This is a genomic window from Kaistia geumhonensis (genome assembly GCF_030815145.1).
Classification (GTDB): domain Bacteria; phylum Pseudomonadota; class Alphaproteobacteria; order Rhizobiales; family Kaistiaceae; genus Kaistia; species Kaistia geumhonensis.
In genome coordinates this window covers 1,363,964-1,387,007 of sequence record NZ_JAUSWJ010000001.1, presented here as the reverse complement: position 1 = coordinate 1,387,007, position 23,044 = coordinate 1,363,964, and the positions used below count along the sequence as shown (strand labels likewise).

The window sequence follows — 23,044 nt, the reverse complement described above, 5'->3', positions numbered from 1 at the left end:
GTCAGGACTTGCCGAGCCAGGGCACCAGCCAGCGCTGGAGCAGCCGGATGCCCGCCTCGAGGGCGAAGGCGACGGCGGCGATCAGAACGATGCCCATGATGACGACGTCGGTGACCAGGAACTGCGCGGCCGACTGGATCATGAAGCCGACGCCGCGCGAGGCAGCGACGAGTTCGGCGGCGACGAGGGTCGTCCAGCCTGTGCCGAGCGCGATTCGAATTCCGGTCAGGATCTCGCCAAGCGCCGAGGGCAGCACGACATGACGCAGCAGCTGCAACCGCGTCGCGCCGAGCGAGCGGGCCGCGTTCAGATGGTCGCGCGAGACGGACGCGACGCCCGCCGCCGTCGAGATGACGATCGGTGCCAGCATGGCGATCGCGATGACGAGGATCTTCGAGGCCTCGCCGATGCCGAACCAGATGATGACCAGCGGCAGATAGGCGAGCGGCGGGAGCGGCCGCAGGAACTCGATGATCGGATCGAAGATCCCGCGGCCGACCGGCGAAAGGCCGATCGCAAAGCCGATCGGCACGGCGACGACGATGGAAGCGATGAGGGCCGCGAAGACCCGGGCGAGGCTTGCGGCGAGATGCTGCAGCAGCGTCGCATCGACGAAGCCCGATGTCGCGACGGTCCAGAAGGCCTTGGCGACCGCGGGCGGGGAGGGGAGGAAGAGCGCCGGCACCCAGCCGAGAGAGGACGCCAGCGTCCATGCCGCCAGCAACGCCAGCAGCGTCGCGACCGTGGCGATGGCCCGGGTGCGTCCATGGCGGTTGCGCGCGCGCGGTTTTGCCTTGGCGGGGCGCACCGCGATGGTTCTCGTCTCCTCCGCGACCAGCGTCATGCCGGCACCCGGTCGAAGACGAGGTCGAGCACACTGGCACGCGCGGCTGCGAACTCTGGCGACGTCTTGATCGACCGCGCGCTTTCGCCAGCCAGGATCCGGCGGCTGAAGTCGAATTCGAGGGAGCGCACGATACGGCCGGGGGAGGGCGCCATGACGACAATGCGGGTGGCGAGAAAGAGCGCTTCCTCGACGCTGTGGGTGATGAGCAGGATCCCGGCCCGGGTCTCGTGCGAGATATCGAGCAGCAGTTCCTGCATCTGCTCGCGAGTCATCGCATCGAGCGCGCCGAGCGGTTCGTCCATCAGCAGGAAGTCGGGCTGCGCCGCCAGCGCGCGCGCGAGGCCGATCCGCTGGCGCTGCCCACCCGAGAGCTGCCAGATCGGACGGTCACCGAACGCGTCGAGGCCAACCCTCTGGAGCAGCGCATCGGCAGCCTCACGACGCCCGGCCTTGTCCTCTCCGCGAAGCCGCAGCGCGAACGCGACATTCTCCGCCGTCGTCAGCCATGGAAACAGCGCGTCGTCCTGGAACACCACCGCGCGCTCGGCGCCCGGACCGGTGACCGGCCGACCGTCCAGCGTCACCCGGCCCGCATCAGGCACCGTGAATCCGGCGGCTATGTTGAGAAGCGTGGTCTTGCCGCAGCCGGACCGGCCGATGACGACGACGAATTCCCCGGACGCGATCGACAGCGATACGTCAGACAGCACCGGTGATGCCGCGCCGTCATAGGTCGTCGTGATATGGGCGAAGTCGAGCTGGGCCATGGCATCCTCGACGACCGGCGCGGAAGGAGGAGCTTCCGCGCCGGTCGATCGCGTCAGTTGGTGGCGGCGAGTGCCTCGGTGACGAAGCGGGTCGTCACATAGGGGCTATAGTCGGGGAGCACGGCCGGGATCTTTCCCTGCTCTTTCAGGAAGGCCGACGCGTCGGCGATCGCGGTCGTGGTGCCGCCGCCCAGCAGCCTGGCCGAGGCCTGCTCGTCGAGCAGCGGGAACTCGTAGCCCTTCAGCAGCGCCGGCACTTCGTCCAGCTTGGCGCCGGTCAACCGCGCGATCTTCTCGGCCTCGGGCGAGGTCGCGGTCCAGGCGTCGGGCGCCTTGCGATAGGCGGCGTAGGAGTCGCCGGTGACCTTGACGAACGAGCTCACGACGTCCGGATGGGCGGCGGCATAGTCCTTCCGGACGATCCAGGCGTCGAAGGTCGGAGCACCCCAGGCCCCGACCTCGGCCGAACTCGTCACGACCTTGCCGTTCTCCTTAATCTTGCCGAGCGCCGGATCCCAGACATAGGCAGCGTCGATGTCGCCGCGCGACCAGGCGGCGGCGATCTCCGGCGGGCGCAGGTTCAGGATCTCGACGCTCTTCGGATCGATGCCCCAATGCTTGAGCGCGGCGAGCAGGCTGTAATGAGTCGTCGAGACGAAGGGCACCGCGACCTTCTTGCCGACGAGATCCTTGCCGCTCTCGATGCCGGAGCCGTTGCGCGCCACCAGCGCCTCCGACTCGCCGATGATGCCGACGACGAAGATCGTCTCGATCGGCAGTTCGCGGCTCGCCGCGGCGGCGAGCGGGCTCGAACCGACATAGCCGATATCGACGGCGCCGGATGCGATGGCCGCGATGACGTCGGCGCCGGAGTCGAACTTCCGCCAGTCGATCCTGGCGCCGGTCGCCTGTTCGTAGGTGCCGTCTGCCTGAGGGATCTTCGACGGCTCGACCACGGTCTGGTAGGCGATGGTGAGCGTCTTCTCCTCGGCCTTGAGAGTGCCGATCCCGGCACCGAGCGTCAGGGCGACGGCCGCGGCGGCGGCAAGCGCCGCGCGGCGGGAAATGGGGAATGCGTTCTGGCTCATGTCATGATCCTCATGAAGGCGCACGCGTCCGTTCGCGGAGGCGTCGCGCTGCTGAAATCTGTCCTGAAGGCTGGTCCGATGCGGGTGTTGCGCCGGCGTCAACAGCGAAGGCGGGTCATGCGCGTCGTTCCTTTCGTCGGGAACCACGAAGCCGTTCGTGGCGCTTTAGCCTTTGGTTCGCGGGGCAAGCTGCTCCCTCAAATCTCCGCGGCGGCCGCTCTGCGACCACATCCCCAGTCTGCGTTAGACACCTAACTCGATAAAGATAGTCGTTTTTAATGTTCGAGGCGGGCTGGGTCGTTTGTTCTGCCGCTGCGATGTTGCGAGGGTGCCTTCGTCTCAGGCGCGACTGAGCGTCGTCAGGATGTCGGCAAGGATGTGGGCATGCCTGATCGGCAGACGTACATGCTAGGCGTCACGAAGGTCCGGCGCAGTCATCTCCGGCAGGATGAGGACGCCGAGCGATGATCGGTCAGCTCCGCCGCAAGGGCGCGCAGCTCTCGCCGAGAACGAGGGCAGGCTGGAAGACGACGTTGCGCGGGGGCTTGTCCTTGCCGCGCTGGATGCGATCAACCAACAGACGAAGTGCCTCGTTGGTCATCTCGATGATGGGGTGCTCAGTTCGTGTCAGCCGTGGCCGCAAGCCGCCGATTCCGGAGATCGTGTCGGTCGAGGCGATCGAGATATCGTTGGGGCAATGGATCGACAGATCGGCCAATGCCCGCATGACGCCGAGTGCCATCACGCCGTTGGCCACATACAACGCCGTTGGCCGGTCCGGACGATCGAGCATTTCCCGCGCCACGGAATAGGCGACATCCTCGCGGAACTCGCCCGAGCGGACATGCCCCGGCTCGGGCGCGACGCCGCGCTGCGCCATCGCCTGCAGCATGCCGTCCAGGCGCCCCCGGCCTGTCGTCAGGTGCAGCGGACCGGTGATCGAGCCGATCCGGGTGTGGCCGAGATCGAGCAGATAGTTTGTCACCTGGCTTGCCGCGGCAACGTTGTCGATGGTGACGGTATCGGAATGCCGATCATCGACGACGCGTCCGAAAAGCACTGTCGGAAAGCCGCGCCCCTCCGGATCGCGGAGGGCATAGTGGGCCGGCAGGCCGACGGGAACGACCAGGGCACCATCGCACGATAAAGCCCGGATGCGCGCAAGCGCCTTCCTCTCATTCTCGGGCTTCTCGTCGCTGTTGAACACGACCAGCGAATAGCCCCAGGCTGCCACGGCCGCCTCCGCCGCCCACACCATGCGCGCGAAGAACGGATTGGCGAGATCGGCCACGATCAGCGCGATGAGTTCGCTGCGCCCCTTCTTGAGATTCCGCGCCATCTGGGATGGCTCGTATTTCAGATCATGGATCGCCGCCTGAACGCGCGCCCTCAGCGGAGGGCTGACATAGGCGGAATCGTTGATCACAGCCGATACGGTCGCCGTCGAAACTCCCGCAGCCTTAGCCACATCCTTGATGGTTGCCATACGACACCGAGCTAATCGTTTCGCTGTATTCTAGCCGCCAGAAATGGCTTGTCTAGGCGATTAATCCATAAATGGCTCTTGCCAGACCGCGCATTTTGACTGCACATAGCAAAACGGTTAGCACACGTTCGCTGCATGGTGATGCGTGTTGACGTGGTTCTTTGGGGAGGAAATCAAATGACCAAAATGACACTCGGCATCTCGCTGCTGGCGAGTCTGGTCCTGTCGGCGGGCGCTGCGGCGGCGCAGGAGAAGCCGCTGCTCGGCATCGTTTCGATCGCCGCGACCGAGGCGAACAATGTCCGCTACATCACCGGTGCAAAGGCTGCCGGCGAGGAGCTGGGCTGGGAAGTCTCGGTCATCGACGCGGCCGGAAATGCCGATCAGGCCAATGCGGCAATCCAGAACTTCGCGCAGCGCGGCGCTGTCGCCGTCATCGACATGGTGTTCCCGTATTCCTCGATCGGCGCCGGCCTCGAGGCCGCGAAGACCGCAGGCATCCCGGTCGTCACCTGGGGCGGTGGAATCGGAAGCTCCGTTGCCGCGACCAACGGGTCGGGCGCGCCGATCGCGTTGCCGGTGATCGAGAAGATGGTCGCCGACCTCGGCGACAATGCGAGCCTTCTTGCCCTGACCTACCGCACGGGCGAAGTCTGCCGCAATCGCGAGGCGCTGCTGGACGAGGTTCTTGCCAAGCACCCCGGCATCAAGGTGACCAAGAACGAAGTCCGCATCCCGGGCTATTTCGAGGACGGCGCGCAGTATGCCAACGCCTGGCTCGCTTCGAATCCCCCCGGCGACGGCAATCTCGCCATCTGGGGCTGCTGGGACGATCCGGCGATCGGCGCCATCGGCTCTCTGCGCCAGCAGGACAGGACCGACGTCAAGGTCTATGGCGTGAACGGCAATGCTCAGGCGATCGAGAACATCAAGAACGGTCACATGACCGCGACGGCCTGGGAAGACAGCCGCAAGGAAGGCTATGACATGGTCAAGCTGCTTCCCGAGATCATCAAGGCGAAGGCCGACTGGCAGCCCAAGGCGGTCGAAGTTCCGGCTGTTCTGATCTCGGCCGACAATGTCGCGGCCTTCATTGCCGAGCATCCGGAAGCTGTCGGCAAGTGAACGTCGAGCCGTCAATCCATGCTTTCACCTGACACATCCGTCTCGGCCGCGATGAAGCCTTTCATCGTGGCCGAGGATATCGCCAAGGCTTACGGCGGTGTGCAAGCGCTGACGGGTGTTTCGCTGGCGATCGCGCCGGGCGAGGTGCATGGCCTCGTCGGCGCCAATGGCGCCGGCAAATCGACCTTCATCAAGGTACTGGCCGGCCTCGTTCAACCGGACGCAGGCCGGATCCTGGTCGATGACGCGCCGGTATCCCTGCCGACGCCCCACCACGCCACCGATCTCGGCATGAGCTTCATACATCAGGAGCTCGCCTTCATTCCCGGCATGACCGTCTTGCAGAACATCCTGCTCGGCGTTCCGAAAAAGACCCGGTTCGGGATGGTCGACTGGCAGGCGGCGGCACGCGATGTGGCCCCTATTGCCGAGCGTGTCGGCATCAAGGCGCCCCTCTTCGCCAGTGTGAAGGGCCTTTCGACCGCCGAGAACTGGCTGATCAACATCTGCCGGGCTCTTGTCCGCAACGCCCGGCTCATCGTGATGGACGAGCCGACAGCCTCGCTTTCGGCAGCCGAGGCCGAAAAGCTGTTCGCGATCGTCGAGGACCTGTCGGCATCCGGAGTCGCTGTGCTCTATGTGTCGCACCGGCTCGACGAGATCATGCGGCTTTGCAGCCGCGTCAGCATCTTTCGCGATGGACGTTCCGTCGGCTGTCTCGAGGGTGGCGCGATCACCCGCCCGGCCCTGATCGAAGCGATTGTCGGCGGCAAGGCCGAGCCATCGGTGGCGTTGCAGCGCCGTCCGATCGCTCAAGGGGACGTTGCTCTGACAGTGAGGGCGCTCACCCGGGCGCCGAAGGTCAACGACGTGAGCTTCGAACTGCGCCGGGGAGAGGTGCTGGGCATAGGCGGGCTTGTCGGCGCGGGACGGACGGAGCTGGTGCGCCTGATCTATGGCGCGGACCGAGCCGATTCAGGCGAGATGAGCCTCGATGGAGCAAGCTTCTCGCCGCGTAGCCCCACCGAGGCGGTCAAGGCAGGGCTTGGGTTGGTGCCGGAGGAGCGCCGTGCGGAAGGCCTGTTGCTGACGAAGAGCGTCGCGTTCAATCTGCAAATTGCCAACCTGGCCAATATCGTGCGCAATCCGGCTCTTCGGCTGATCGATCGCCGCAAGCGCGAGGCGCTCTCGCTTCAGATCGTTCGCGATCTGGCGGTCAAGACGCCGAGCATCGACACGCCGACGGGACGCCTCTCAGGCGGCAACCAGCAGAAGGTGGTGATCGGGCGCTGGCTGCTGAGGGCGCCAAAGGTCCTCATCCTCGACGAACCGACGCGGGGCGTCGACATTGGCGCGCGGGGCGAGATCCACCGCCTGGTACGGGAGCTCGCCGCGCGGGGCATGGCGGTCATCGTCATCTCGTCCGAGCCCGATGAGCTTCCCGATCTCTGCGACCGCGTGCTGATCATGGTCGAGGGCCAGATTGTCAGCACGCTCGAAGGCAATGCCATTACTCGCAACGCCATTGTCGAAGCGAGTTATTTTGTCGGCCGCCAGCCGATCCAGGAGGGTACGATATGAGCATGGTGATGAGCGGCGGACGGCGCCTTTCGCCAGGATCGAGGGCAGCACTCGGCTTCTTCGCCCGCTACGCGACCATCATCGGCCTTCTGGCGATGATCGCGGTTTTCGCCTTTCTGTCGCCGCGGGCGTTTCCAACGCTGTCCAACTTCACCAATGTGCTGAACCAGGCGTCGCTCGCGATGATCATCGCGGGTGGATTGACGCTCGCGGTCATCGTCGGCGAACTCGATCTGTCGATCGGCTTCGCGGCGAGCCTGCACGGCGTGCTTGTCACCGGCCTCATTGTCGCCAACCAGCTGCCGATCCCGGTGGCCATCGTGATTGTGATTGCGCTTGGCGCGCTGATCGGTTTCGTCAACGGCATCATCGTCACCAAGGCGAAGGTCAATTCGGTGATCGCGACGCTTGGCGTCGGCACCATCCTGACCGGCCTCGCTTTTGCCTATTCGGCCGGCGTCCCGATCGTTGCCGGCGTGCCCGAGGCGTTCCTGCAGCTGTCGCTCGGCCGCTGGCTGTTCGGCATCCCCAACAACATCATCATCATGGCTGCCGTGCTGGGCGGCCTCTGGATCCTCGTCGAGCGCACGGCCCTCGGTCAGGAGATCCAGGCCGTCGGCGGCAATCCGGCAGCGGCCCGTCTCGCCGGCATCAATGTCGACCGGATCAAGATACTCGGCTTCATGGTCTCCGGCATGTGCGCGGCGCTGACCGGCATCCTGCTCGCCTCTCGCCTCGGCAGCGGCACCACCAGCGCAGCCGACAGTTATCTGCTCACGGCCTTCGCAGCCGTCTTCCTCGGCTCGGCGACGATGCGCGACGGCGAGTTCCATGTGCTTGGCACATTTGTCGGCGTGCTCATCATCGCGTTCGGCTTCAACGGCCTGAACATCTTCGGCGCACCGACTTTTTCGCAGTACATCTTCCAGGGGGCGATCCTGATCGTCGCCGTGGGACTGGCCAGCCTTGGCCGCATGATTTCCGAGAGCTGAGGAGGCATCGATGACAGATGGACAGGCTCTCTGGGACGTTCATGTCCTCGAATTCGCGCGCTCGAAGGACCAACTTGTCGCCGGGCTGATCCTCGGGGCGCACGACGCTGGCGTCGTCGATCTGCCCTTCTCCTTTGTGCTGGCGCGACGTGGCGACCGGGTTGTCCTGATCGATACCGGCTTCATGCGTGAAGGCAGCGGCGCCGCGTTCAGCGAGAAGTTCGGCATCCCCGACTGGATCTCGCCGCTGACGATGCTCAAGGCGCTAGGCGTGGAGGCGGGGGACGTCACCGACATCGTCCTCAGCCACGCGCATTTCGACCATATGGGCTCGATCGGAAAGTTCCCGAATGCGATGATCCATGTGCAGAAGCATGAGATCCTGAGCTGGGTCGAACTGCTTGCGCTGCCGCCGCGGTTCGGGGCCCTCACGGCGATCATCAATCCGGACGATATGCGCCGGGCCTTCGACGCCTCGATCGAACACCGTCTCGACCTCGTGGATGGTGACCGCGACAATCTTCTTCCCGGTCTGCATGTGCGCACCGGTCCAGGCCACACGATCGGCCAGCAATTCATTATCCTCGAGACCGCGAGGGGCCGTCTGGTGGTGGCCGGCGACTGCATCTACACGACCGCCAATATCTGCGGCCACAACCACGACGGCGTCTATGTGCCGCTCGCCAACGCCGTCGGAAGCACCTGGGACCAGCTCAAGACGATCGACAGGATCAATACCGAGATCGGTGGCGATCTCGACCGACTCATCATCCTGCACGATACGAAGCGATGGGCAGGGCTGCCGATCGTCGAGGAGATCGACGGCTTCCGGATCGTGAAGGCTGCTTGACGGCCGTTACCAGGGCTCAGGCGGCAGCTGGAGGAACAGGCACAGGCTCGGAGCTGCTCCATCGGCTCGGCTACGCCAGTGTCGGCGGCCTCGTTGTCAGCCCGATCCTGACGCTCGTCACGACGCCGGTCGTCTTCCTCATGCTCTAGCGCTTTGCGAAGCGCCTCAAGGCATTGAGGCGCCGCAGGGCCATCGTGAACGACTGCCATCCTGGGAGGAGGCAGTCGAGGTGCCGGCCAATCAGGCGTTCCGATGGGACCACCTTGTTCAGGCCAACTTCCACCAGCGTGCGATGTCGATGCGACGCATGAACTCGGCGCCGCCGCGGTCGATCGCGTAGTCGATGAACTCGCGCAGCGCGTGGATGCGGCTGGCCTGGCCGATGATGCGCGGGTGCAGGCCGATCGACATCATGCGCGGACTGGTCTCGCCTTCCTCCCACAGGAGGTCGAAGCCGCGCTTCAGATTATCGAGAAAGTCGGCCGGCGAGCCATAGCTCGGCAGCAGGCTGAAGCGCGCATCGTTGTAGGTCGCCGAATAGGGGACGACGAGATGCTTCTTGCCCGAGACCGTCACCCAATAGGGGAGGTCGTCGTTGTAGGCATCCGAATCGTATTCGAAGCCGCCTTCCTCGACGAGCAATTCGCGCGTGTTGACCGAGGCGCCATAGCGGCAATACCAGCCGAGCGGCCGCTGGCCGCAGGTCTCCTCGAACGAGGCGATGGCGCGGCGAATATGGTCGGCCTCCTCGTTGCGATCGAGCTTCCAGACCTCTTCCCAGCGCCAGCCGTGCGAGCATGGCTCGTGGCCCTTCTCGACGATCCAGGCGGCAACCTCGCGGTTGCGCTCCAGCGCCACGGCGCTCGCGAAGAAGGTAAGCGGGATGTTCCGCGACGAGAACAGCCGCTCGAGCCGCCAGATGCCGACGCGCGAGCCATATTCGTAGACCGACTCGGCGCAGAGATCGCGATATTGCGGATCCATCGCGTAGAGCGACTCCGTCATTCCGTCGTTGCGGCCGTCGCCATTGGGATGGGCATATTCCGACCCTTCCTCGTAGTTGATGACGAAGCTGACGGCGACCCGCCCGCCATTCGGCAGTGGCTTCGACGGGACGGTCCGCCCATAGCCGACGAGATCGCGACGCGGACCGGGAACGGCGGTTTCCTCGAAGGGGCGAAACACGCTCATGTCGCGCCCTTGCTGCCGATGCCGGCGAGATAGGAAAGGACTTCCGCCTGAGGCACGACATCGCCGCAGAAGCGGTTCATGTCGAACAGGCTGATCCGATGCGAGATGTCGATCCGGTCGAACACCGCCTCTTCGGGGATGATCGTGAAGAAGTTGTTCTGCTCGCTGTCGATCGCCGTGGCGCGCACGCAGTTCGACGTCGATCCGCCGACGACGATGCAGGTATCGACCCGCGCGTCGATCAGAAGCGACAGCAACGGGGTCCCGTAGAAGGCCGACTTCTTCTTCTTGTCGAGGACGATCTCGTCGGGCCGCGGCTTCAGCGTCTCGACGATCTCGGCGCCGAACGTGCCGGCGAAATAGAGGTTCTCGCTGCGCCCTGCGCCGACGCCGACCTTGCGGTGGAACATGCCGCAATCGTCGGCATTCGGATTGACGATGAAGCGCGTCTGGAAGACCGGAACGCCGCTGGCCCGGCACGCGGCCTGCAGCTCGGCGATCCGTTCGACGGCGGCGAAGCCGGCCGCTCCGCAGGAGAGCGGAAACTTCTCCGCATTGTCCGCTGCACCGGGAATACCCGTCATATAGTTCTGGGCATCGACTATGATGAGCGCCGGCCGCTGCCCGTAGCCGGCGCGCTGGGCCCACTGTCCCCGCGCGAGTACCGCGCGATCATTCTCGGAGAGGAGGTCGCGCCAGTCAGTATCGGTCACTTTGAACTCCCGGAAAACGTCTCGATGATGCGGCCGGCCGCACTCAGGCCATGTGGTCGCCGCCGTTCATGTTGAGGCAGGCGCCGACATAGTAGGCGCCGCCGTCGCCGGCCAGCAGCAGCACGGTCGGGGCGACCTCGTCGACCGTTCCGAAGCGGCGGATCGGCGTCCCCTCGACCTTGGCCTTCACCCATTCCGGCGGCAGCGTATCCTTGATCGGCGTGTCGATCGGACCAGGCGCGATGGCGTTGACCGTGATGCCGTCGCCGATCACCTCATAGGCGAGCGCGCGGGTGAAGCCGAGCACGCCCGCCTTCGTCGCGCAGTAGTGCACCATGCCCGGCGCGCCCTTGTAGGCACTCTGCGAGGCGGTGTTGATGATGCGGCCCCAGCCCTTGCGCTTCATCGCAGGCAGCACGGCGCGCGTGCAGACATAGAGGCTGCGCAGGTTGACGCGGATCATCTCGTCCCAGACATCGGGCTCCATGTCGACGAGGTCGACCGAATTGTCGATGCCGGCATTGTTGAAGAGGATGTCGATCTCGCCGAATTCCGCGACGACCTTTGCGAAAGCCGCTTCCACCATGGCGACATCGGCGACGTCGGCCACCACGGCGATCGCCGCGACGCCCGCCTCGCGCAGGCCCGCGGCCACCGCCTCGGCAGAGGCCGCATTCCGATCGAGCACGCCGATCGCCGCGCCGGCCTTGCCGAGGGTCATCGCGACACCCTTGCCGATGCCACTGCCCGCACCCGTCACCACGGCGACTTTTCCGCTCAAGTCGGTCATATCGGATCCACTCTCCAACGATCGTCGTATCCGTCTATACCACGCCCCAAAAATTGTCTACAGAAGACAGAATTCGGATTCAGCATGCGAGGTGGCTATGAAGGCGGTGGTGCTCAAGGCCTATGGCGGCACGGACCAGTTGAGCTATCAGGATGTCGGCGATCCCGAGCCGGTCAAGGACGAGGTCGTCGTCCGCGTGCGGGCGTCGGGACTCAATCACTGCGACATTGATGTCCGGCGCGGCGTCTTCGGCGTGACGCAGCCGCTGCCCCATGTCATGGGCGTCGATGCGGCCGGCGAGGTCGCGGCGATCGGGCCGGACGTCACGCGCTGGAAGGTCGGCGATCGCGTATCGCCGCATTTCGTGCTGGCCTGCGGCCACTGCGTCAATTGCCGCGAGGGCCGCGAGAATATCTGCCTCAACGTGCAGATTCTCGGCGTCGATGTTTGGGGCGGCTATGCCGAGAAGCTGAAGGTTCGCCAGACGCAGCTGATCGCCCTGCCTGAGAAGCTGTCCTTCGTCGATGCCGCCGCGTCGATGGTGCCGTTCGCGACCGCCTGGGAGGCGCTGGTTGCCACGGCAAGGATCCGCGTCGGCGAGACGGTGCTCATCAATGCCGCGGCGGGCGGCGTCGGCTCGCATGCCGTCCAGGTCGCGCGGCTCGCAGGGGCGCGCGTGATCGCGAGCGTCGGCGCGGCTGACAAGATCGACAAGGTCAAGGCGCTCGGTGCCCATGACGTCGTAAACTATCGCGAGGAAGACCTCGCTGAGGGCGTCATGCGCCTCACCAACGGCCGCGGCGTCGATCTCGCTTTCGACGGCGTCGGCGGCGACATCCTCAAGGGGACCATCAAGGCGCTCGCCGATGGCGGCCGCATCGCCTCGATCGGCGCTCATGGCGGCGAGGTCGTCGACATCGACATGATCGATTTCTTCCGCCGTCATCTGACCGTGATGGGCTGCGGTCGCTTCACCCGCGAGATCGCCGCGACCGTGCTCGACCTGATGGCGCGGGGCGATCTGAAGCCGGTGATCCACGACGTGTTCGAACTGAGCGCCGCCGCCGAGGCGCAGGCGCTCATGGAGAGCCGGAACTTCTTCGGCCGCATCGTCCTTCAGCCGTGACGAAAAAAGGCCGGGGCGCTGTGCGCCCCGGCCATCATCGTGATCGGCGTCGGTTGAGATGGAAGCCTAGTTCAGGTCGTTGATCGGGATGTCCACGGCGAGGAGCGGCGCGTGCTGCTGCGCGCCATAGACGTCGCTGTCGCCGATCTCGCCGGCCGGGATGCGGCGGGGCACCGTCGCCTTGAAGGCGAGCGCAGCCGGATAGATGGTGAACTGCACGTCGGCGAGATCAACCTTGTAGAGGTCGGCGAAGAGCTGCGCGTTGAGGACATTGGTGCTGCGGACGCGCTCGAACATCTCCTTCTTCTCGAACACCACGTCGATGGTGAAGAAGAAGGGACCGGCATTCTTGCTCTTGCAGACCTGAGCGATGGAAGCGATGGAGGCCATCGACTAGACTTTCTCGTAGCGGATCGGGAACATTTCGGTCGGCGTGTCGACTTCGACCGTGTGAAAGACGCTGAAGCGATACATTGCGCCGGCCTCGAGGTCCGACGGCGAAAACGGGATCGCCATGTTGCCCTCTTTGCAGAGGCGGCCGGGAAAGTCCGAATGCAGCATCGTGGTGCGGGCGATGGCGATGACGGCGGACGCCTGTTCCTGCGTCGGGCAGATCGCTTCGATCACGAAGCAGAGTTCGTGTCCGAGCGGCCCCTTGTAGGGCTCGAGCGCACCCATGACGCCGTCGCGACCATAAACGCGGATCACCAGCTCGTAGTCGGCGGCGGCGATGCCGAAGGCGCTCGTCTTTTCCGCGACGATCTCGCGGACCCGGACCAGATAGGGATCGATGGTCGCGATGAGGACCGGATCGCGCGTGGCGCAGATCGCGACCGCCCGGTAGCCGACGAGTTCGACACCCTCGAGCTTGATGGTCAACCGGTCCGAAGGCTCCCAGCGCATGCCGGAGATGCGCACGGCGCGGTCGCTCACCGCCTCGAAGATGCAGTCGGTCGTGTCGAGCACGCCGCCTGGCTCGACATGGCGCACTGGGCTGGAATTCTCATGCAGGGCGAAGTTCGCGACCGACATGGGCGTGCAGCGGCGGATCGGGTTGGTCGGCTCGCATTCGACGCCGCCCTCAGTCACCGTCACGAAGAGGCAGTCCTCCTTCTTGGGTAGGGCCGGCTCGGCGCCGCATTCGAGCATCTTGCCGGCATACCAGGCCTCGGCCTGGCCCAGACCTGCGCGGATGACGGCCGCCGCCCAGGGCGCCGGATCCGTGCTGCGACCGCCGATGATCACCTGCGCTCCCGCGTCGAGCGCCGCCATATAGGGCTCCGGACCCATCAGGCCGACGATGCGGGTCGCGCGTTCGATGGTCTCGCCGCCGAGCGCCGGCAGGCCGGCGAGGGCGCGGGTCTTGCCCTCGGCCGCCTTCCTCGCGAGGAACGCCTTGTCCTGCTCGGAACCGATCAGCGCCATCTTGAAATCGAGCTTGTCCTCGCGGGCGATCTCGCGAGCAAGCTCCGCCGTCGCCTCGAGATGCGGCGCGCCGCCCGCGCCACCCGCTGTGCTGATGGCGACGGGGACGCCCGTTTCCGCCGAGGCGCGCAGCATGAGCTGAAGGTCGCGCTTGATGGCGCGCGGCGAGGCGAAGCTCTTGCCTGATCCGAGATAATACGGGCCGGGGTCCACGCTGCCGGCATCGGCGCCGATCAGGTGAGGGTTGCGGGCCATGCCGCGCTTCAGCGAATCTTCGGGAAAGCCGTAGCCGAGAATGGCAGTCGTCGAAAGGAGGCGAACCTCTGTCACAATGCGAACTCCTCAATAGGACTCGCATTATCCAGTAGACTGTCTACAGAAGTCAATGCGCGGCGTGCATCACCCCATTCGTGCGCCACCGTTCGCCTGGATGACCTCGCCGTTGATGAAGCTGGCGGCGTCCGAGAGTAGGAAAGCGATCACCGCGGCGATCTCCTCGGGCCGGCCGATGCGTCCCGCCACGGTCGCCGCGGCGATGCGCTCGAGCTCCTCGCGTGCATCGCCCTCGAGCGCCTGCGCCGTCAGCACCATGCCCGGCGCGACCCCGTTGATGCGGATACCGTCGCGAGCGACATCGAGCGCGGCCGCGCGGGTCATCGCGTCGAGGCCGCCCTTGCTGGCGCTGTAGTGGATGCCGCGCGCCGTGCCGAATGCCGCCACGGACGAGACATTGACGATGGCGCCACGGGTGCCGGTGCGGCGCATCTGCGCCACGGCCGCCTGGATAACGAAGGTCGCCGCGCGGAGGTTGACGTCGAGCGTGAGGTCCCACAGCCCGACCGTCAGTTCGTCGAGTGTGGCGCGGTGGAAGATGCCGGCATTGTTGACGACGCCATCGAGCCGACCATGCGTCTCGAAAGCCTCCTCGACGAGGCGCTGCGCGGCGCCGGTATCGACGAGATCGGCGCGGTGGCGGCTGGTGCGTTGGCCGAGGGCCGTGATTTCCTCGCCGAGCGCTACGACAGCAGCCTCATCGTCCAGGAAATGAAGAGCGAGGTCGTAACCCTGCTGCGCGAGCGTCAGCGCGGTCGCGCGGCCGATACCCTGCTGCGCCCCGGTGACAAGGGCGACCTTGGATGCGGATGGCATGATCGGCCTCAATCCAGCTTGATGATGGCGCCGTCCTTGCGGACGTCGCGCGTGATGTAGCTCATGGTCGAGCTCGGGATCGGCTTGTTGATGTTCTGGTAGGCCTTCAGAAGGATGACGCTACGAAACAGCGCCTCCGCCTCGCCCGGATCGCCTGATTCGAGCACTTTCAGGAAGGCGCCGTGACGTCGGGCGACATCGGCTGGCTCGTCGTGATAGAGCGCGCTCTTGGCGAGATAGGCGTAGAGCAGCGTCCGCAGTGACCGCCAGCTCGAGAGCAGGAAGCGGTTACCCGAGCCGATCACGACCGCTTCGTGAAACTTCGAATCGAGGTCGCGATAGGCGGTCTCGTCGCCGCTCTCGGCGGCGCTCACCATGTCCTCGTAGATCTTGCGGATGCCGGCGAGCGATTCAGGTGTAGCGGCGGCGACGAACTGGCGCGCGGCGAGCCCTTCCAGGAGCGCGCGCAGCAGCGACATGTTCTCCACTTCCTCGGCCGTGAGCTGAGCGACCCGGGTGCCGCGGCCCATGCTGGTCTGAACAAGGCCCTGGCCGGCGAGGATCTTGAGCGCTTCGCGCAAGGGACCCCGGCTGACGCCGAGGCGCGCTGCCAGTTTGGTCTCGATCAACCGGTCGCCAGGCTTCAGAGTTCCGCCGACGATCGCGTTGATCAGCTTCTGGACGACCTGCTCGGTCAGCGCCACCTGGGCGGGAACTGCCAGGTCTTCGCCGTCGGCCGGTTGGCTGTCGATGGGCGTCACGTGAAACCTTCCTCGATGGTCCGAATGTCTGGCGGGCTGAAATGTCCAGCCGGTCCAATACACGTTTTACTGGCGAGCGTCGACTGTACGCGGGATTCCGTCGACCACGAAGGCTATCCGGCATGACGGCACCGCGATAACAGCGGCGCCCTGACGTTCCGTCGGCTCGAACCGCCCGAGTCATTCAAAAACCGCTTCCAATCGGAAAGCCATTCTGTAGACTGCATACAGAAACCCATTTATCTTGGTTTCGGCAGTGACGCAACAAGAGGGTCGAAATGACACGACAGCAGGGAAGACTGGCGAGGCTCGCTCTGGGTTTCGCCGCCATGACGTTCGGGGTGGCGGCAAGCGTGATGGCGCAGCCGGCGGCGGCTGATACGCTCGATCTGCAGCCCTTCAAGGACAATCTGGCGCGCTTCCAGCAGAAGCCGGTGTTCAAGGCGGCCGGGCCGGCGTTCGACGCCAAGCAGTGCATGGCGGGCAAGAGCATCCTCTCGATCCCGGTCTCGAGCGAGAACACCTTCACGGCGGCGATCGAGAAGGAAATGAAGTCGATTGCCGACCAGCTCGGCTTCAAGTTCATCATCTGGGAGAACCAGGGCACCAGCCAGCAGTGGGCGCAGGGCATCAATGCCGGCATCACCGAGAAGGTCAACCTGATCGACCTGCTCGCCGGCGCCGATCCGCGCACGCTCGTGCCGCAGGTCCTCGCGGCCAAGGAGGCCGGCATCCCGGTCATCGCCTCGCACAACAGCGGCAAGGAGCAGCGCGACGAGATGCTGAAATATGTCGATGGCGATGCCGTCGTCGACTACCGCACCGTCGGCAACATCCTGGCCGACTGGGCCATCGTGAAGCGCGAGGGCAATCTCAATGCGCTGGTGCTGATCGCCACCGGACCGCTCGCGACCGGCCTGATCGAATCCGGCATCAAGGAAGAGCTCGAGAAGTGCCCGAGCTGCAAGAGCACGACCGTCAACGTGCCGCCGGCGGACTGGGCGACGCGCCTGACGCCGACCGTCCAGTCGGCGCTCACGGCCGATCCGTCGATCAACTACATCATCACCATCTATGACGGCATGACCCAGTTCGTCGTTCCGGGCGTGATCCTGGCCGGCGCGCAGGACCGCGTGCTGATCAACGGCTTCAACGGCACGCCGGGCGCGATCAGCCTGATCCAGAACGGCCAGGTCGACATGACGATCGGCGAGAACCTCAACTGGATCGCCCATGCCGTGCTCGACGCCAACATGCGGCGGGTCTGCGGCCTCGAGCCCGTCGATGATCCGTTCATTCCGTTCTATCTGTTCGATGCGAACAACGCCGCTGAAGCCGGCACGCCGCCCGAACTCTCGAAGGGCTACGGCGACGCCTATGTCGAAGGCTACAAGAAGCTCTGGATGCTGAACTGATGACCGAGGAGGCCATGGGTCTGCAAGCTCTTCACTTTTCGAAGACCTTTGGTGGCCACCGGGCGCTCGACGACGTCTCGTTGACCCTCAGGAAGGGCGAGATTCACGGCCTCCTCGGCCAGAACGGCTGTGGCAAGTCCACCTTCATCAAGATTCTCGCCGGGTATCACGCTCCCGATCCCGGCGCGGAACTCATTCTCGGCGGGCGGCCGGTTTCGCTGCCGCTCCCGTCCGGACGGTCGCAGGCACTCGGCATCAGCATCGTCCACCAGCATCTCGGCCTTATCCCCTCCCTGAGCGTCGTCGAGAACCTGGAACTGTCTCAACTGAGCGCGTCGCGCGAAGTCGCCATCTCGTGGCGGGCGAAGCGCGAGAAGGCGGCTGCCACCTTCGCGCGCTACGGCCTCGACATCGACCCGGCGCTGCCCCTTTCGCGCCTCGCGGCGGTGGAGCGGGCGATGGTGGCCATCATCCGCGCCGTCGAGGACCTCCGCTCGTCCGGCCGCGATGGCGGCGTGCTGATCCTCGACGAGCCAACCCCCTTCCTGCCGAAGCGGGACGTCCAGAAGCTGTTCGAACTGGTGCGCCAGATCGCGGCGACGGGCGCCGGGGTGCTCTTCGTCTCGCACGATATCGACGAGGTGCAGGAAATCACCGACCGGGCGACGATCCTGCGCGACGGACGCAATACCGGGACGGTCGATACCAAGGATTGCAGTCGCCAGCAGATCATCGAACTCATCGTCGGCCGCAAGCTGACGCAGACCTCCGGCGCTCCCCGTCTGCCCGCCGGCGCGCCCGGCCTCGCCAGCATCAGCCGGCTCGCGGGCGGCGGCGTCGAGGCGCTGGATCTCGATCTCAAGGCCGGCGAGATCGTCGGCATGACTGGCCTGCTCGGCTCCGGCTTCGAGCAGGTGAACTATCTTCTCTATGGCGCGCTGCCGGCGAGGGCAGGCACGCTCACGCTCGGCGGCACGACCAGCCATATCCCGGCCCATGATCCGGCAGCCTCGATCCGGGCCGGCATGGTGCTCATTCCCGGCGACCGCAACGAGAAGGCGGCGATCGGCGTGCTGCCGATCGAGGACAATGTCACGATGCCGGTGCTCGGCTCGCGGCTCAGTCGCTGGAACGTCCGCCGCGCGGCGATGCGCAACCTGGCGCTGGAGCTCGGCGAGACATTCGGCGTCTCGCCCAACCGGCCGCACCAGCCGCTGTCGTCGCTTTCGGGCGGCAATGCCCAGAAGGTGGTGCTCGCCAAATGGCTGCAGACGGGTCCGAAGCTCATTCTCCTGGACGAGCCGACCCAAGGCGTCGATGTCGGGGCGCGCGAGCGCGTGTTCGATGCGATCCGCAAGTCGACCGATGGCGGCGCGGCCGTCATCTGCGCCAGTTCCGACTATGAACAGCTCGCGGCCCTCTGCCACCGCGTGCTGATCTTCTCCGGCGGCCGCGTGGTCCGGACCCTCGAAGGGGCCGACGTCAGCAAGGACCAGATCGCGCGCGCCTGCCTCGAAAGCCCATCCCTTCTCCGAGCCGCCTCATGACAAACGCCGTTTCCAGCTCTCCGCCCCGTTCCCGGCAGCTCGTCCTCCAGCTCGAACGCTACGGCCTCGTTCTCGGCCTGCTCGTCCTGGTCGCGGTTTTCGGAGCCATCCGCCCGGACACCTTCCTCAGCTGGGGCAACATCTCCGGCATGCTCGGCAGCCAGGCGATCCTCGCCATCGTGGCGCTGGCGCTGATCATCCCGCTGACCGCCAACGACTTCGACATGTCGCTCGCCAGCGTGCTGACGCTCGCCTCGGTCATCGTCGCGGTCCTCAACGCGCAGATGGGCGTGCCGCTCTGGCTGGCGATCCTCGCGGCGCTGGCCATGGGCCTCGTCGTCGGCCTGATCAACGGCTTCCTGATCACCTATTTCCGCATCCACTCGCTGATCGTGACGATCGGCACAGGGACATTCGCGACCGGCGTCGCCGTCTGGTTCAGCGGTGCCCAGACCATCAGCGGCGTCGACTTCGCGCTCATGCAGTATGTGATCGTGAAGCGCATCTTCGGCATCCCGATCGTCTTCTACTACGCCGTACTGCTCGCCTTTGTGATCTGGTATTTCTTCGAGCGGACGGCCGCGGGGCGTCGGGTGCTGTTCGTCGGACGCGGGCGCGAGGTCGCGCGGCTGAGCGGCATCAACACCGACCGCGTCCGCTGGGCGGCGCTGGTCGCCTCGGGCCTGCTCGGCGCCGTTGCGGGCGTCCTCTATTGCGGCACGCAGGGCGCCGCCGATCCGTCCTCGGGCGTTTCCTTCCAGCTGCCCGCCTTCGCCGCGGCCTTTCTCGGCTCAACGGCGATCACGCCCGGCCGCTTCAATGCCTGGGGCACGCTGATCGCGGTCTATTTCCTCGTCGTCGGCATCACCGGGCTCATCTTCATGGGGATGAGCTCCTATGTGCAATCGATGTTCTACGGCGGCGCGCTGCTGGTGGCCGTCGTGCTGTCGCAGCTTGTGCGCGGCCGCGCCGAACAGCAGTTCTGAGAGCGTGCCAAGCGGGGTCCCCAAGGCCGGGCGCAACGCGCCCGGCCTTTTTGCTGCCGTCAGGCGGCCGCCTTGAGGCTGGCCATGTCGATCACGAACCGATAGCGGACATCGCCCTTTTCGAGACGGCGGAACGCCTCGTTGATATCGGCGATGTCGATCACCTCGACGTCGCTGACGATGCCGTGCTCGGCGCAGAAATCCATCATCTCCTGCGTTTCCGCCGGGCTGCCGATGGAGGACCCGGCGATCGAGCGCCTCGCCGCGATGAGATGGCCGCCGAGCAGCGGCGCGAGCGGGGTCAGCGCGCCCACCACAGCCATGGTCCCGTCAAGGCGCAGCAGAGCCATGTAGGGGTTGGCGTCGTGGCTGACCGGCACGGTGCTCAGCAGGAAATCGAAGCTGCCCGCATGGCGCTCCATCGCGGCGGGGTCAGTCGAAACCAGCACCTCGTCGGCGCCGAGACGCAACGCGTCGGCGCCCTTCGCTTCCGACGTGGTGATCATCACCACCTCGGCGCCGAGCGCCTTCGCGAAGCGAAGGCCGAGATGGCCGAGACCGCCGAGGCCGATCACGCCGACCTTCTGTCCGGGCCCGACCTTCCAGTGCTTCAGCGGCGAATAGGTGGTGATGCCTGCGCAGAGGAGGGGAGCGACAGCCTTCAGGTCGAGCGAGGGGGGAATCCGCACCACGAAATGCTCGTCGACCACGATCCGGTCGGAATAGCCGCCGAAGGCGAGCTGGTCCGAGCCACGCTCGCGGGCATTGTAGGTCCAGGTCGGGATTTCCTCGCAATACTGCTCCAGAGCGCTGCGGCAGGGGCGGCAATGGCGGCAGGAATCGACCATGCAGCCAACGCCGGCGATATCGCCGACGCTGAAGCGGCCCGCCTCGGCGCCGACCGAGACGACACGGCCGACGATCTCGTGACCGGGCACCATGGGGTAGAGCGCATTGCCCCAGTCGTTGCGGCTCTGATGCAGGTCCGTATGGCAGACGCCGCAATAGAGGATCTCGATCTCGACGTCCCGGGGACCGGGGCTACGCCGCTGGAAGGTGAACGGCCGGAGCGGCGAATTGGCATCCTCGGCGGCATATCCGAGCGCATCGATCATCGCGTTGTCCCTGCATCCTGTTTGGTCAACATTTTTCAACATTTCCGGACATTCCCGGAGCGCGCCGGAGCGCGTCGCCGAGGGCTGGCGCTGGCCGGGCAGCGGGCCTGGACCCGCCGGATCACTTTAGCCGGACATACCCGATTTTGTAGACAGAAAATTGGGCTCTTGAAATCCTGTTTCGCATTGATGCGCGAGTACAGAAAATCAAAAAATCCAATTATAATCAACATATTAAGCCAATCGCTATGCCTGGTTGACCGATCGGTTCCGAGAGCGTGGCGCCCAAACAGTCCGATCATTTATGTTTTCTGTTGACAGTCTGTAGGATTTCGCTGACGCTTTCCGTCATCGAGCCGTCAACGGGCCAAGAGGAAAAGCAGGGACCAGACATGACCAACGGCACCAATGCGCCGACGGCGCTCACCCGTCGCGACACGCTCCGTCTTGCATCGCTGTTCGCAGCGTCCACGCTGGCGGGCGACCTGATCGGCGGCTCGGCGGCCCATGCCGCGACGCCCGGCACGCTGGTCGTGGCGGCGCCCGGCACGCCGCAGAGTCTCGACAACGAGTTCGACGGAAGCCTCGGCACGATCGACGCCATCGGCCAGCTCTATGACAGTCTCGTCGCCTACAAGAAGATCCCGGACCCGAAGGTGCCTGGTGTCCTGCGCGAGAACATCGTCGACGATCCGTCGCTGCCCGGCGACGCCGACCTCGAAGGGCGGCTTGCCGAGAGCTGGGAAGTCGCGCCCGACGGCATGATGCTGCGCCTGCGCCTGCGGAAGGGCGTCAAGAGCAACTGGGGCAACGAGCTGACGGCTGAAGACGTCAAGTGGACCTGGGACCGCAAGTTCGCGCTGAACGCGATCGGCGGCTTCCAGGTGGGGCTCATGGATCTCGCCTCGCCCGACGCGGTGAAGGTCGAGGACCGCTACACGGTCTCGTTCCACCCGACCCATCCCAACCCGATCATGTTGAAGATCCAGACGCATCGCTATGCGAACATCTTCGACTCGACGAAGTGCAAGGAGATGGCGACGGCCGAGGACCCGTGGGCGCGCAAGTTCCTCGAGAGCAACTCGGCCGGCTTCGGCCCCTATAGCCTCAAATCGCTGGTGCGCGGCCAGCAGGCCGTCTTCACGGCGCGGCCGGACTACTATCTCGGCAAGCCAGCCATCGACACCATCATCTACAAGGAGGTGCCGACCTCCGCGACCCGCACCGCGCTGCTGCAGGGCGGCGCCGTCGATATCGCGCAGGCGCTCCAGCCGCTCGAGATCAAGCAGCTCGGCAAGGCACCCGGCGTCAAGATCGAGACGGTCGATGCCTCGTCGATGATGTGGATCATCCTCAACGCCAAGGTCGCGCCGTTCGACAAGCCCGAAGTGCGCCAGGCGATGAACTACGCCTTCCCGCGCGACGCGGTGATCGCCTCGGTGTTCCAGAACATCGCGAGCCCGATGAAGGGCTGCATGCCCTCGATCTATCCCGGCTACAGCGACGCCTTCGACCAGTATTCGCTCGACCTCGACAAGGCGAAGGCGCTGCTGGCGGAAGCGGGCCTGCCGGACGGCTTCAAGGTCGAAATCGCCTACAATGCCGGCGATCCGGTGCAGGAGCCGATCGCGCTCCTGTTCCAGAGCTCGCTGCGCAAGATCGGCGTCGAACTCGTGCTGCGGAAGGTCCCGGCCGGCACCTATTTCAACGAGGTCTCGGCGAAGAAGCTGCCGATGCTGTTCTTCGTCGATGCGCCCTGGACCGCCGATCCGGTCTTCGCGCTGCGGCTCTACTTCTATTCGAAGTCCTTCGTCGATTATTCGAACTATGCGAACCCCAAGGTCGACGAGATGATCGAGGCCGGCTCGCAGATGACCGACCTCGCCAAGCGGACCGAGCTGATGCTCGAGATCCAGAAGATCGTGATGGCCGATGCGCCCTGGGTGTTCGTCGCCTCGCCGAACTTCACCATGGCGCGTCGCGACAAGGTCGAGGGCTTCACCTACTACACCTCGAACTCGATCAACTTCGCCGATTTCTCCGTCAAGGCATGACGGCGGTCCCGACATCGAAAGGCGCCGGCTCCTTCG

At 65.4% G+C, this 23,044-nt stretch carries 22 protein-coding genes; 10 read left to right on the top strand and 12 right to left on the bottom strand.

The genetic code is table 11. The features are described 5' to 3' along the window. Position 1: 1 nt before the first annotated feature. From QO015_RS06605 to QO015_RS06590, 4 genes are all read right to left on the bottom strand, one after another. Positions 2-844, bottom strand: coding sequence for an ABC transporter permease subunit (locus QO015_RS06605; RefSeq protein WP_266280668.1), 843 nt, complete (start codon positions 842-844; stop codon positions 2-4). Beyond that, positions 841-1,614, bottom strand: coding sequence for a taurine ABC transporter ATP-binding protein (locus tag QO015_RS06600; protein ID WP_266280670.1), 774 nt, complete (start codon positions 1,612-1,614; stop codon positions 841-843). Before QO015_RS06600 ends, QO015_RS06605 begins: the two co-directional genes overlap by 4 nt. A 53-nt stretch (positions 1,615-1,667) precedes the next feature. Next, positions 1,668-2,702 carry a taurine ABC transporter substrate-binding protein gene (tauA, locus tag QO015_RS06595; RefSeq protein WP_266280671.1) on the bottom strand — a complete coding sequence of 345 codons (1,035 nt, stop codon included), beginning with the start codon at positions 2,700-2,702 and terminating at the stop codon, positions 1,668-1,670. A 472-nt stretch (positions 2,703-3,174) separates the two neighbouring features. Continuing rightward, entirely contained in the window at positions 3,175-4,188 is a 1,014-nt protein-coding gene (locus tag QO015_RS06590; protein WP_266280672.1) for a LacI family DNA-binding transcriptional regulator, read from the bottom strand. Positions 4,189-4,365: 177 nt separating this feature from the next. On the opposite strand from QO015_RS06590, the gene QO015_RS06585 reads away from it, so the two are divergent. The 5 genes from QO015_RS06585 (at position 4,366) to QO015_RS06565 (ending at position 8,885) form a co-directional block, all read left to right on the top strand. Further along, a complete protein-coding gene (locus tag QO015_RS06585) occupies positions 4,366-5,313 on the top strand; it encodes a sugar ABC transporter substrate-binding protein (RefSeq protein ID WP_266280673.1) in 948 nt (315 codons plus the stop codon). 66 nt (positions 5,314-5,379) lie between these two features. Next, the gene (locus QO015_RS06580) at positions 5,380-6,894 is read left to right on the top strand and encodes a sugar ABC transporter ATP-binding protein (RefSeq protein WP_266280675.1); all 1,515 of its coding nucleotides are present in this window, start codon (positions 5,380-5,382) and stop codon (positions 6,892-6,894) included. After that, a complete protein-coding gene (locus tag QO015_RS06575) occupies positions 6,891-7,886 on the top strand; it encodes an ABC transporter permease (protein ID WP_266280676.1) in 996 nt (331 codons plus the stop codon). Before QO015_RS06580 ends, QO015_RS06575 begins: the two co-directional genes overlap by 4 nt. A 10-nt stretch (positions 7,887-7,896) precedes the next feature. Then, positions 7,897-8,736 (top strand): N-acyl homoserine lactonase family protein, encoded by an 840-nt coding sequence (locus QO015_RS06570; protein ID WP_266280677.1) that lies wholly within the window; start codon positions 7,897-7,899, stop codon positions 8,734-8,736. Beyond that, complete coding sequence (locus tag QO015_RS06565; protein ID WP_266282542.1) at positions 8,733-8,885, top strand: hypothetical protein; 153 nt, start codon at positions 8,733-8,735, stop codon at positions 8,883-8,885. Before QO015_RS06570 ends, QO015_RS06565 begins: the two co-directional genes overlap by 4 nt. Positions 8,886-9,003: 118 nt before the next feature. Here the strand turns inward: QO015_RS06565 and QO015_RS06560 are convergent, their stop codons facing one another. Genes QO015_RS06560 through QO015_RS06550 form a run of 3 tightly spaced genes read right to left on the bottom strand, consistent with a single transcriptional unit; the run spans position 9,004 to position 11,430 of the window. Next, positions 9,004-9,927 (bottom strand): polysaccharide deacetylase family protein, encoded by a 924-nt coding sequence (locus QO015_RS06560; protein ID WP_266280679.1) that lies wholly within the window; start codon positions 9,925-9,927, stop codon positions 9,004-9,006. Continuing rightward, positions 9,924-10,640 carry an isochorismatase family protein gene (locus QO015_RS06555; RefSeq protein ID WP_266280682.1) on the bottom strand — a complete coding sequence of 239 codons (717 nt, stop codon included), beginning with the start codon at positions 10,638-10,640 and terminating at the stop codon, positions 9,924-9,926. Before QO015_RS06555 ends, QO015_RS06560 begins: the two co-directional genes overlap by 4 nt. 43 nt (positions 10,641-10,683) lie before the next feature. After that, positions 10,684-11,430 (bottom strand): SDR family NAD(P)-dependent oxidoreductase, encoded by a 747-nt coding sequence (locus tag QO015_RS06550; protein WP_266280684.1) that lies wholly within the window; start codon positions 11,428-11,430, stop codon positions 10,684-10,686. Positions 11,431-11,527: 97 nt separating this feature from the next. Between QO015_RS06550 and QO015_RS06545 the strand changes: the two genes are divergently transcribed. Next, positions 11,528-12,556, top strand: a complete 1,029-nt coding sequence (locus QO015_RS06545; RefSeq protein ID WP_266282425.1) for a zinc-binding dehydrogenase — start codon at positions 11,528-11,530, stop codon at positions 12,554-12,556. 66 nt (positions 12,557-12,622) lie between these two features. On the opposite strand, the gene QO015_RS06540 is transcribed toward QO015_RS06545, so the two are convergent. From QO015_RS06540 to QO015_RS06525, 4 genes are all read right to left on the bottom strand, one after another. Further along, positions 12,623-12,946 (bottom strand): DUF4387 domain-containing protein, encoded by a 324-nt coding sequence (locus QO015_RS06540; RefSeq protein ID WP_266280686.1) that lies wholly within the window; start codon positions 12,944-12,946, stop codon positions 12,623-12,625. A 3-nt stretch (positions 12,947-12,949) separates the two neighbouring features. Continuing rightward, positions 12,950-14,311 (bottom strand): acyclic terpene utilization AtuA family protein, encoded by a 1,362-nt coding sequence (locus QO015_RS06535; protein ID WP_266280688.1) that lies wholly within the window; start codon positions 14,309-14,311, stop codon positions 12,950-12,952. A gap of 69 nt (positions 14,312-14,380) precedes the next feature. Then, positions 14,381-15,130 (bottom strand): SDR family NAD(P)-dependent oxidoreductase, encoded by a 750-nt coding sequence (locus tag QO015_RS06530; protein WP_266280690.1) that lies wholly within the window; start codon positions 15,128-15,130, stop codon positions 14,381-14,383. A gap of 8 nt (positions 15,131-15,138) precedes the next feature. Further along, positions 15,139-15,891: a GntR family transcriptional regulator gene (locus QO015_RS06525; protein ID WP_266280692.1), complete on the bottom strand. Its 753-nt coding sequence runs from the start codon at positions 15,889-15,891 to the stop codon at positions 15,139-15,141. Between the two features lie 278 nt (positions 15,892-16,169). Here QO015_RS06525 and QO015_RS06520 point away from each other — a divergent pair, with 278 nt between their 5' ends. From QO015_RS06520 to QO015_RS06510, 3 genes are read left to right on the top strand one after another with little or no spacing between them, the layout of a single operon-like run. Next, entirely contained in the window at positions 16,170-17,306 is a 1,137-nt protein-coding gene (locus tag QO015_RS06520; protein WP_266280694.1) for a sugar ABC transporter substrate-binding protein, read from the top strand. Continuing rightward, entirely contained in the window at positions 17,306-18,853 is a 1,548-nt protein-coding gene (locus tag QO015_RS06515; RefSeq protein ID WP_266280697.1) for a sugar ABC transporter ATP-binding protein, read from the top strand. The genes QO015_RS06520 and QO015_RS06515 overlap by 1 nt, the downstream gene beginning before the upstream one ends. After that, a complete protein-coding gene (locus QO015_RS06510; protein WP_266280699.1) occupies positions 18,850-19,839 on the top strand; it encodes an ABC transporter permease in 990 nt (329 codons plus the stop codon). Before QO015_RS06515 ends, QO015_RS06510 begins: the two co-directional genes overlap by 4 nt. 59 nt (positions 19,840-19,898) lie before the next feature. Here the strand turns inward: QO015_RS06510 and QO015_RS06505 are convergent, their stop codons facing one another. After that, positions 19,899-20,954 (bottom strand): NAD(P)-dependent alcohol dehydrogenase, encoded by a 1,056-nt coding sequence (locus tag QO015_RS06505; RefSeq protein WP_266280700.1) that lies wholly within the window; start codon positions 20,952-20,954, stop codon positions 19,899-19,901. Positions 20,955-21,346: 392 nt separating this feature from the next. Here QO015_RS06505 and QO015_RS06500 point away from each other — a divergent pair, with 392 nt between their 5' ends. Continuing rightward, complete coding sequence (locus QO015_RS06500; RefSeq protein ID WP_266280701.1) at positions 21,347-23,008, top strand: ABC transporter substrate-binding protein; 1,662 nt, start codon at positions 21,347-21,349, stop codon at positions 23,006-23,008. Positions 23,009-23,044 lie beyond the last annotated feature (36 nt).

Excerpts from the sequence above, each read along its gene's own strand:
- QO015_RS06605 (WP_266280668.1), bottom strand. The coding sequence starts at position 844 with ATGACGCTGGTCGCGGAGGAGACGAGAACCATCGCGGTGCGCCCCGCC.
- QO015_RS06600 (WP_266280670.1), bottom strand. The coding sequence starts at position 1,614 with ATGGCCCAGCTCGACTTCGCCCATATCACGACGACCTATGACGGCGCG.
- tauA (WP_266280671.1), bottom strand. The coding sequence starts at position 2,702 with ATGAGCCAGAACGCATTCCCCATTTCCCGCCGCGCGGCGCTTGCCGCC.
- QO015_RS06590 (WP_266280672.1), bottom strand. The coding sequence starts at position 4,188 with ATGGCAACCATCAAGGATGTGGCTAAGGCTGCGGGAGTTTCGACGGCG.
- QO015_RS06585 (WP_266280673.1), top strand. The coding sequence starts at position 4,366 with ATGACCAAAATGACACTCGGCATCTCGCTGCTGGCGAGTCTGGTCCTG.
- QO015_RS06575 (WP_266280676.1), top strand. The coding sequence starts at position 6,891 with ATGAGCATGGTGATGAGCGGCGGACGGCGCCTTTCGCCAGGATCGAGG.
- QO015_RS06570 (WP_266280677.1), top strand. The coding sequence starts at position 7,897 with ATGACAGATGGACAGGCTCTCTGGGACGTTCATGTCCTCGAATTCGCG.
- QO015_RS06560 (WP_266280679.1), bottom strand. The coding sequence starts at position 9,927 with ATGAGCGTGTTTCGCCCCTTCGAGGAAACCGCCGTTCCCGGTCCGCGT.
- QO015_RS06550 (WP_266280684.1), bottom strand. The coding sequence starts at position 11,430 with ATGACCGACTTGAGCGGAAAAGTCGCCGTGGTGACGGGTGCGGGCAGT.
- QO015_RS06545 (WP_266282425.1), top strand. The coding sequence starts at position 11,528 with ATGAAGGCGGTGGTGCTCAAGGCCTATGGCGGCACGGACCAGTTGAGC.
- QO015_RS06540 (WP_266280686.1), bottom strand. The coding sequence starts at position 12,946 with ATGGCCTCCATCGCTTCCATCGCTCAGGTCTGCAAGAGCAAGAATGCC.
- QO015_RS06530 (WP_266280690.1), bottom strand. The coding sequence starts at position 15,130 with ATGCCATCCGCATCCAAGGTCGCCCTTGTCACCGGGGCGCAGCAGGGT.
- QO015_RS06520 (WP_266280694.1), top strand. The coding sequence starts at position 16,170 with ATGACACGACAGCAGGGAAGACTGGCGAGGCTCGCTCTGGGTTTCGCC.
- QO015_RS06515 (WP_266280697.1), top strand. The coding sequence starts at position 17,306 with ATGACCGAGGAGGCCATGGGTCTGCAAGCTCTTCACTTTTCGAAGACC.
- QO015_RS06510 (WP_266280699.1), top strand. The coding sequence starts at position 18,850 with ATGACAAACGCCGTTTCCAGCTCTCCGCCCCGTTCCCGGCAGCTCGTC.
- QO015_RS06505 (WP_266280700.1), bottom strand. The coding sequence starts at position 20,954 with ATGATCGATGCGCTCGGATATGCCGCCGAGGATGCCAATTCGCCGCTC.
- QO015_RS06500 (WP_266280701.1), top strand. The coding sequence starts at position 21,347 with ATGACCAACGGCACCAATGCGCCGACGGCGCTCACCCGTCGCGACACG.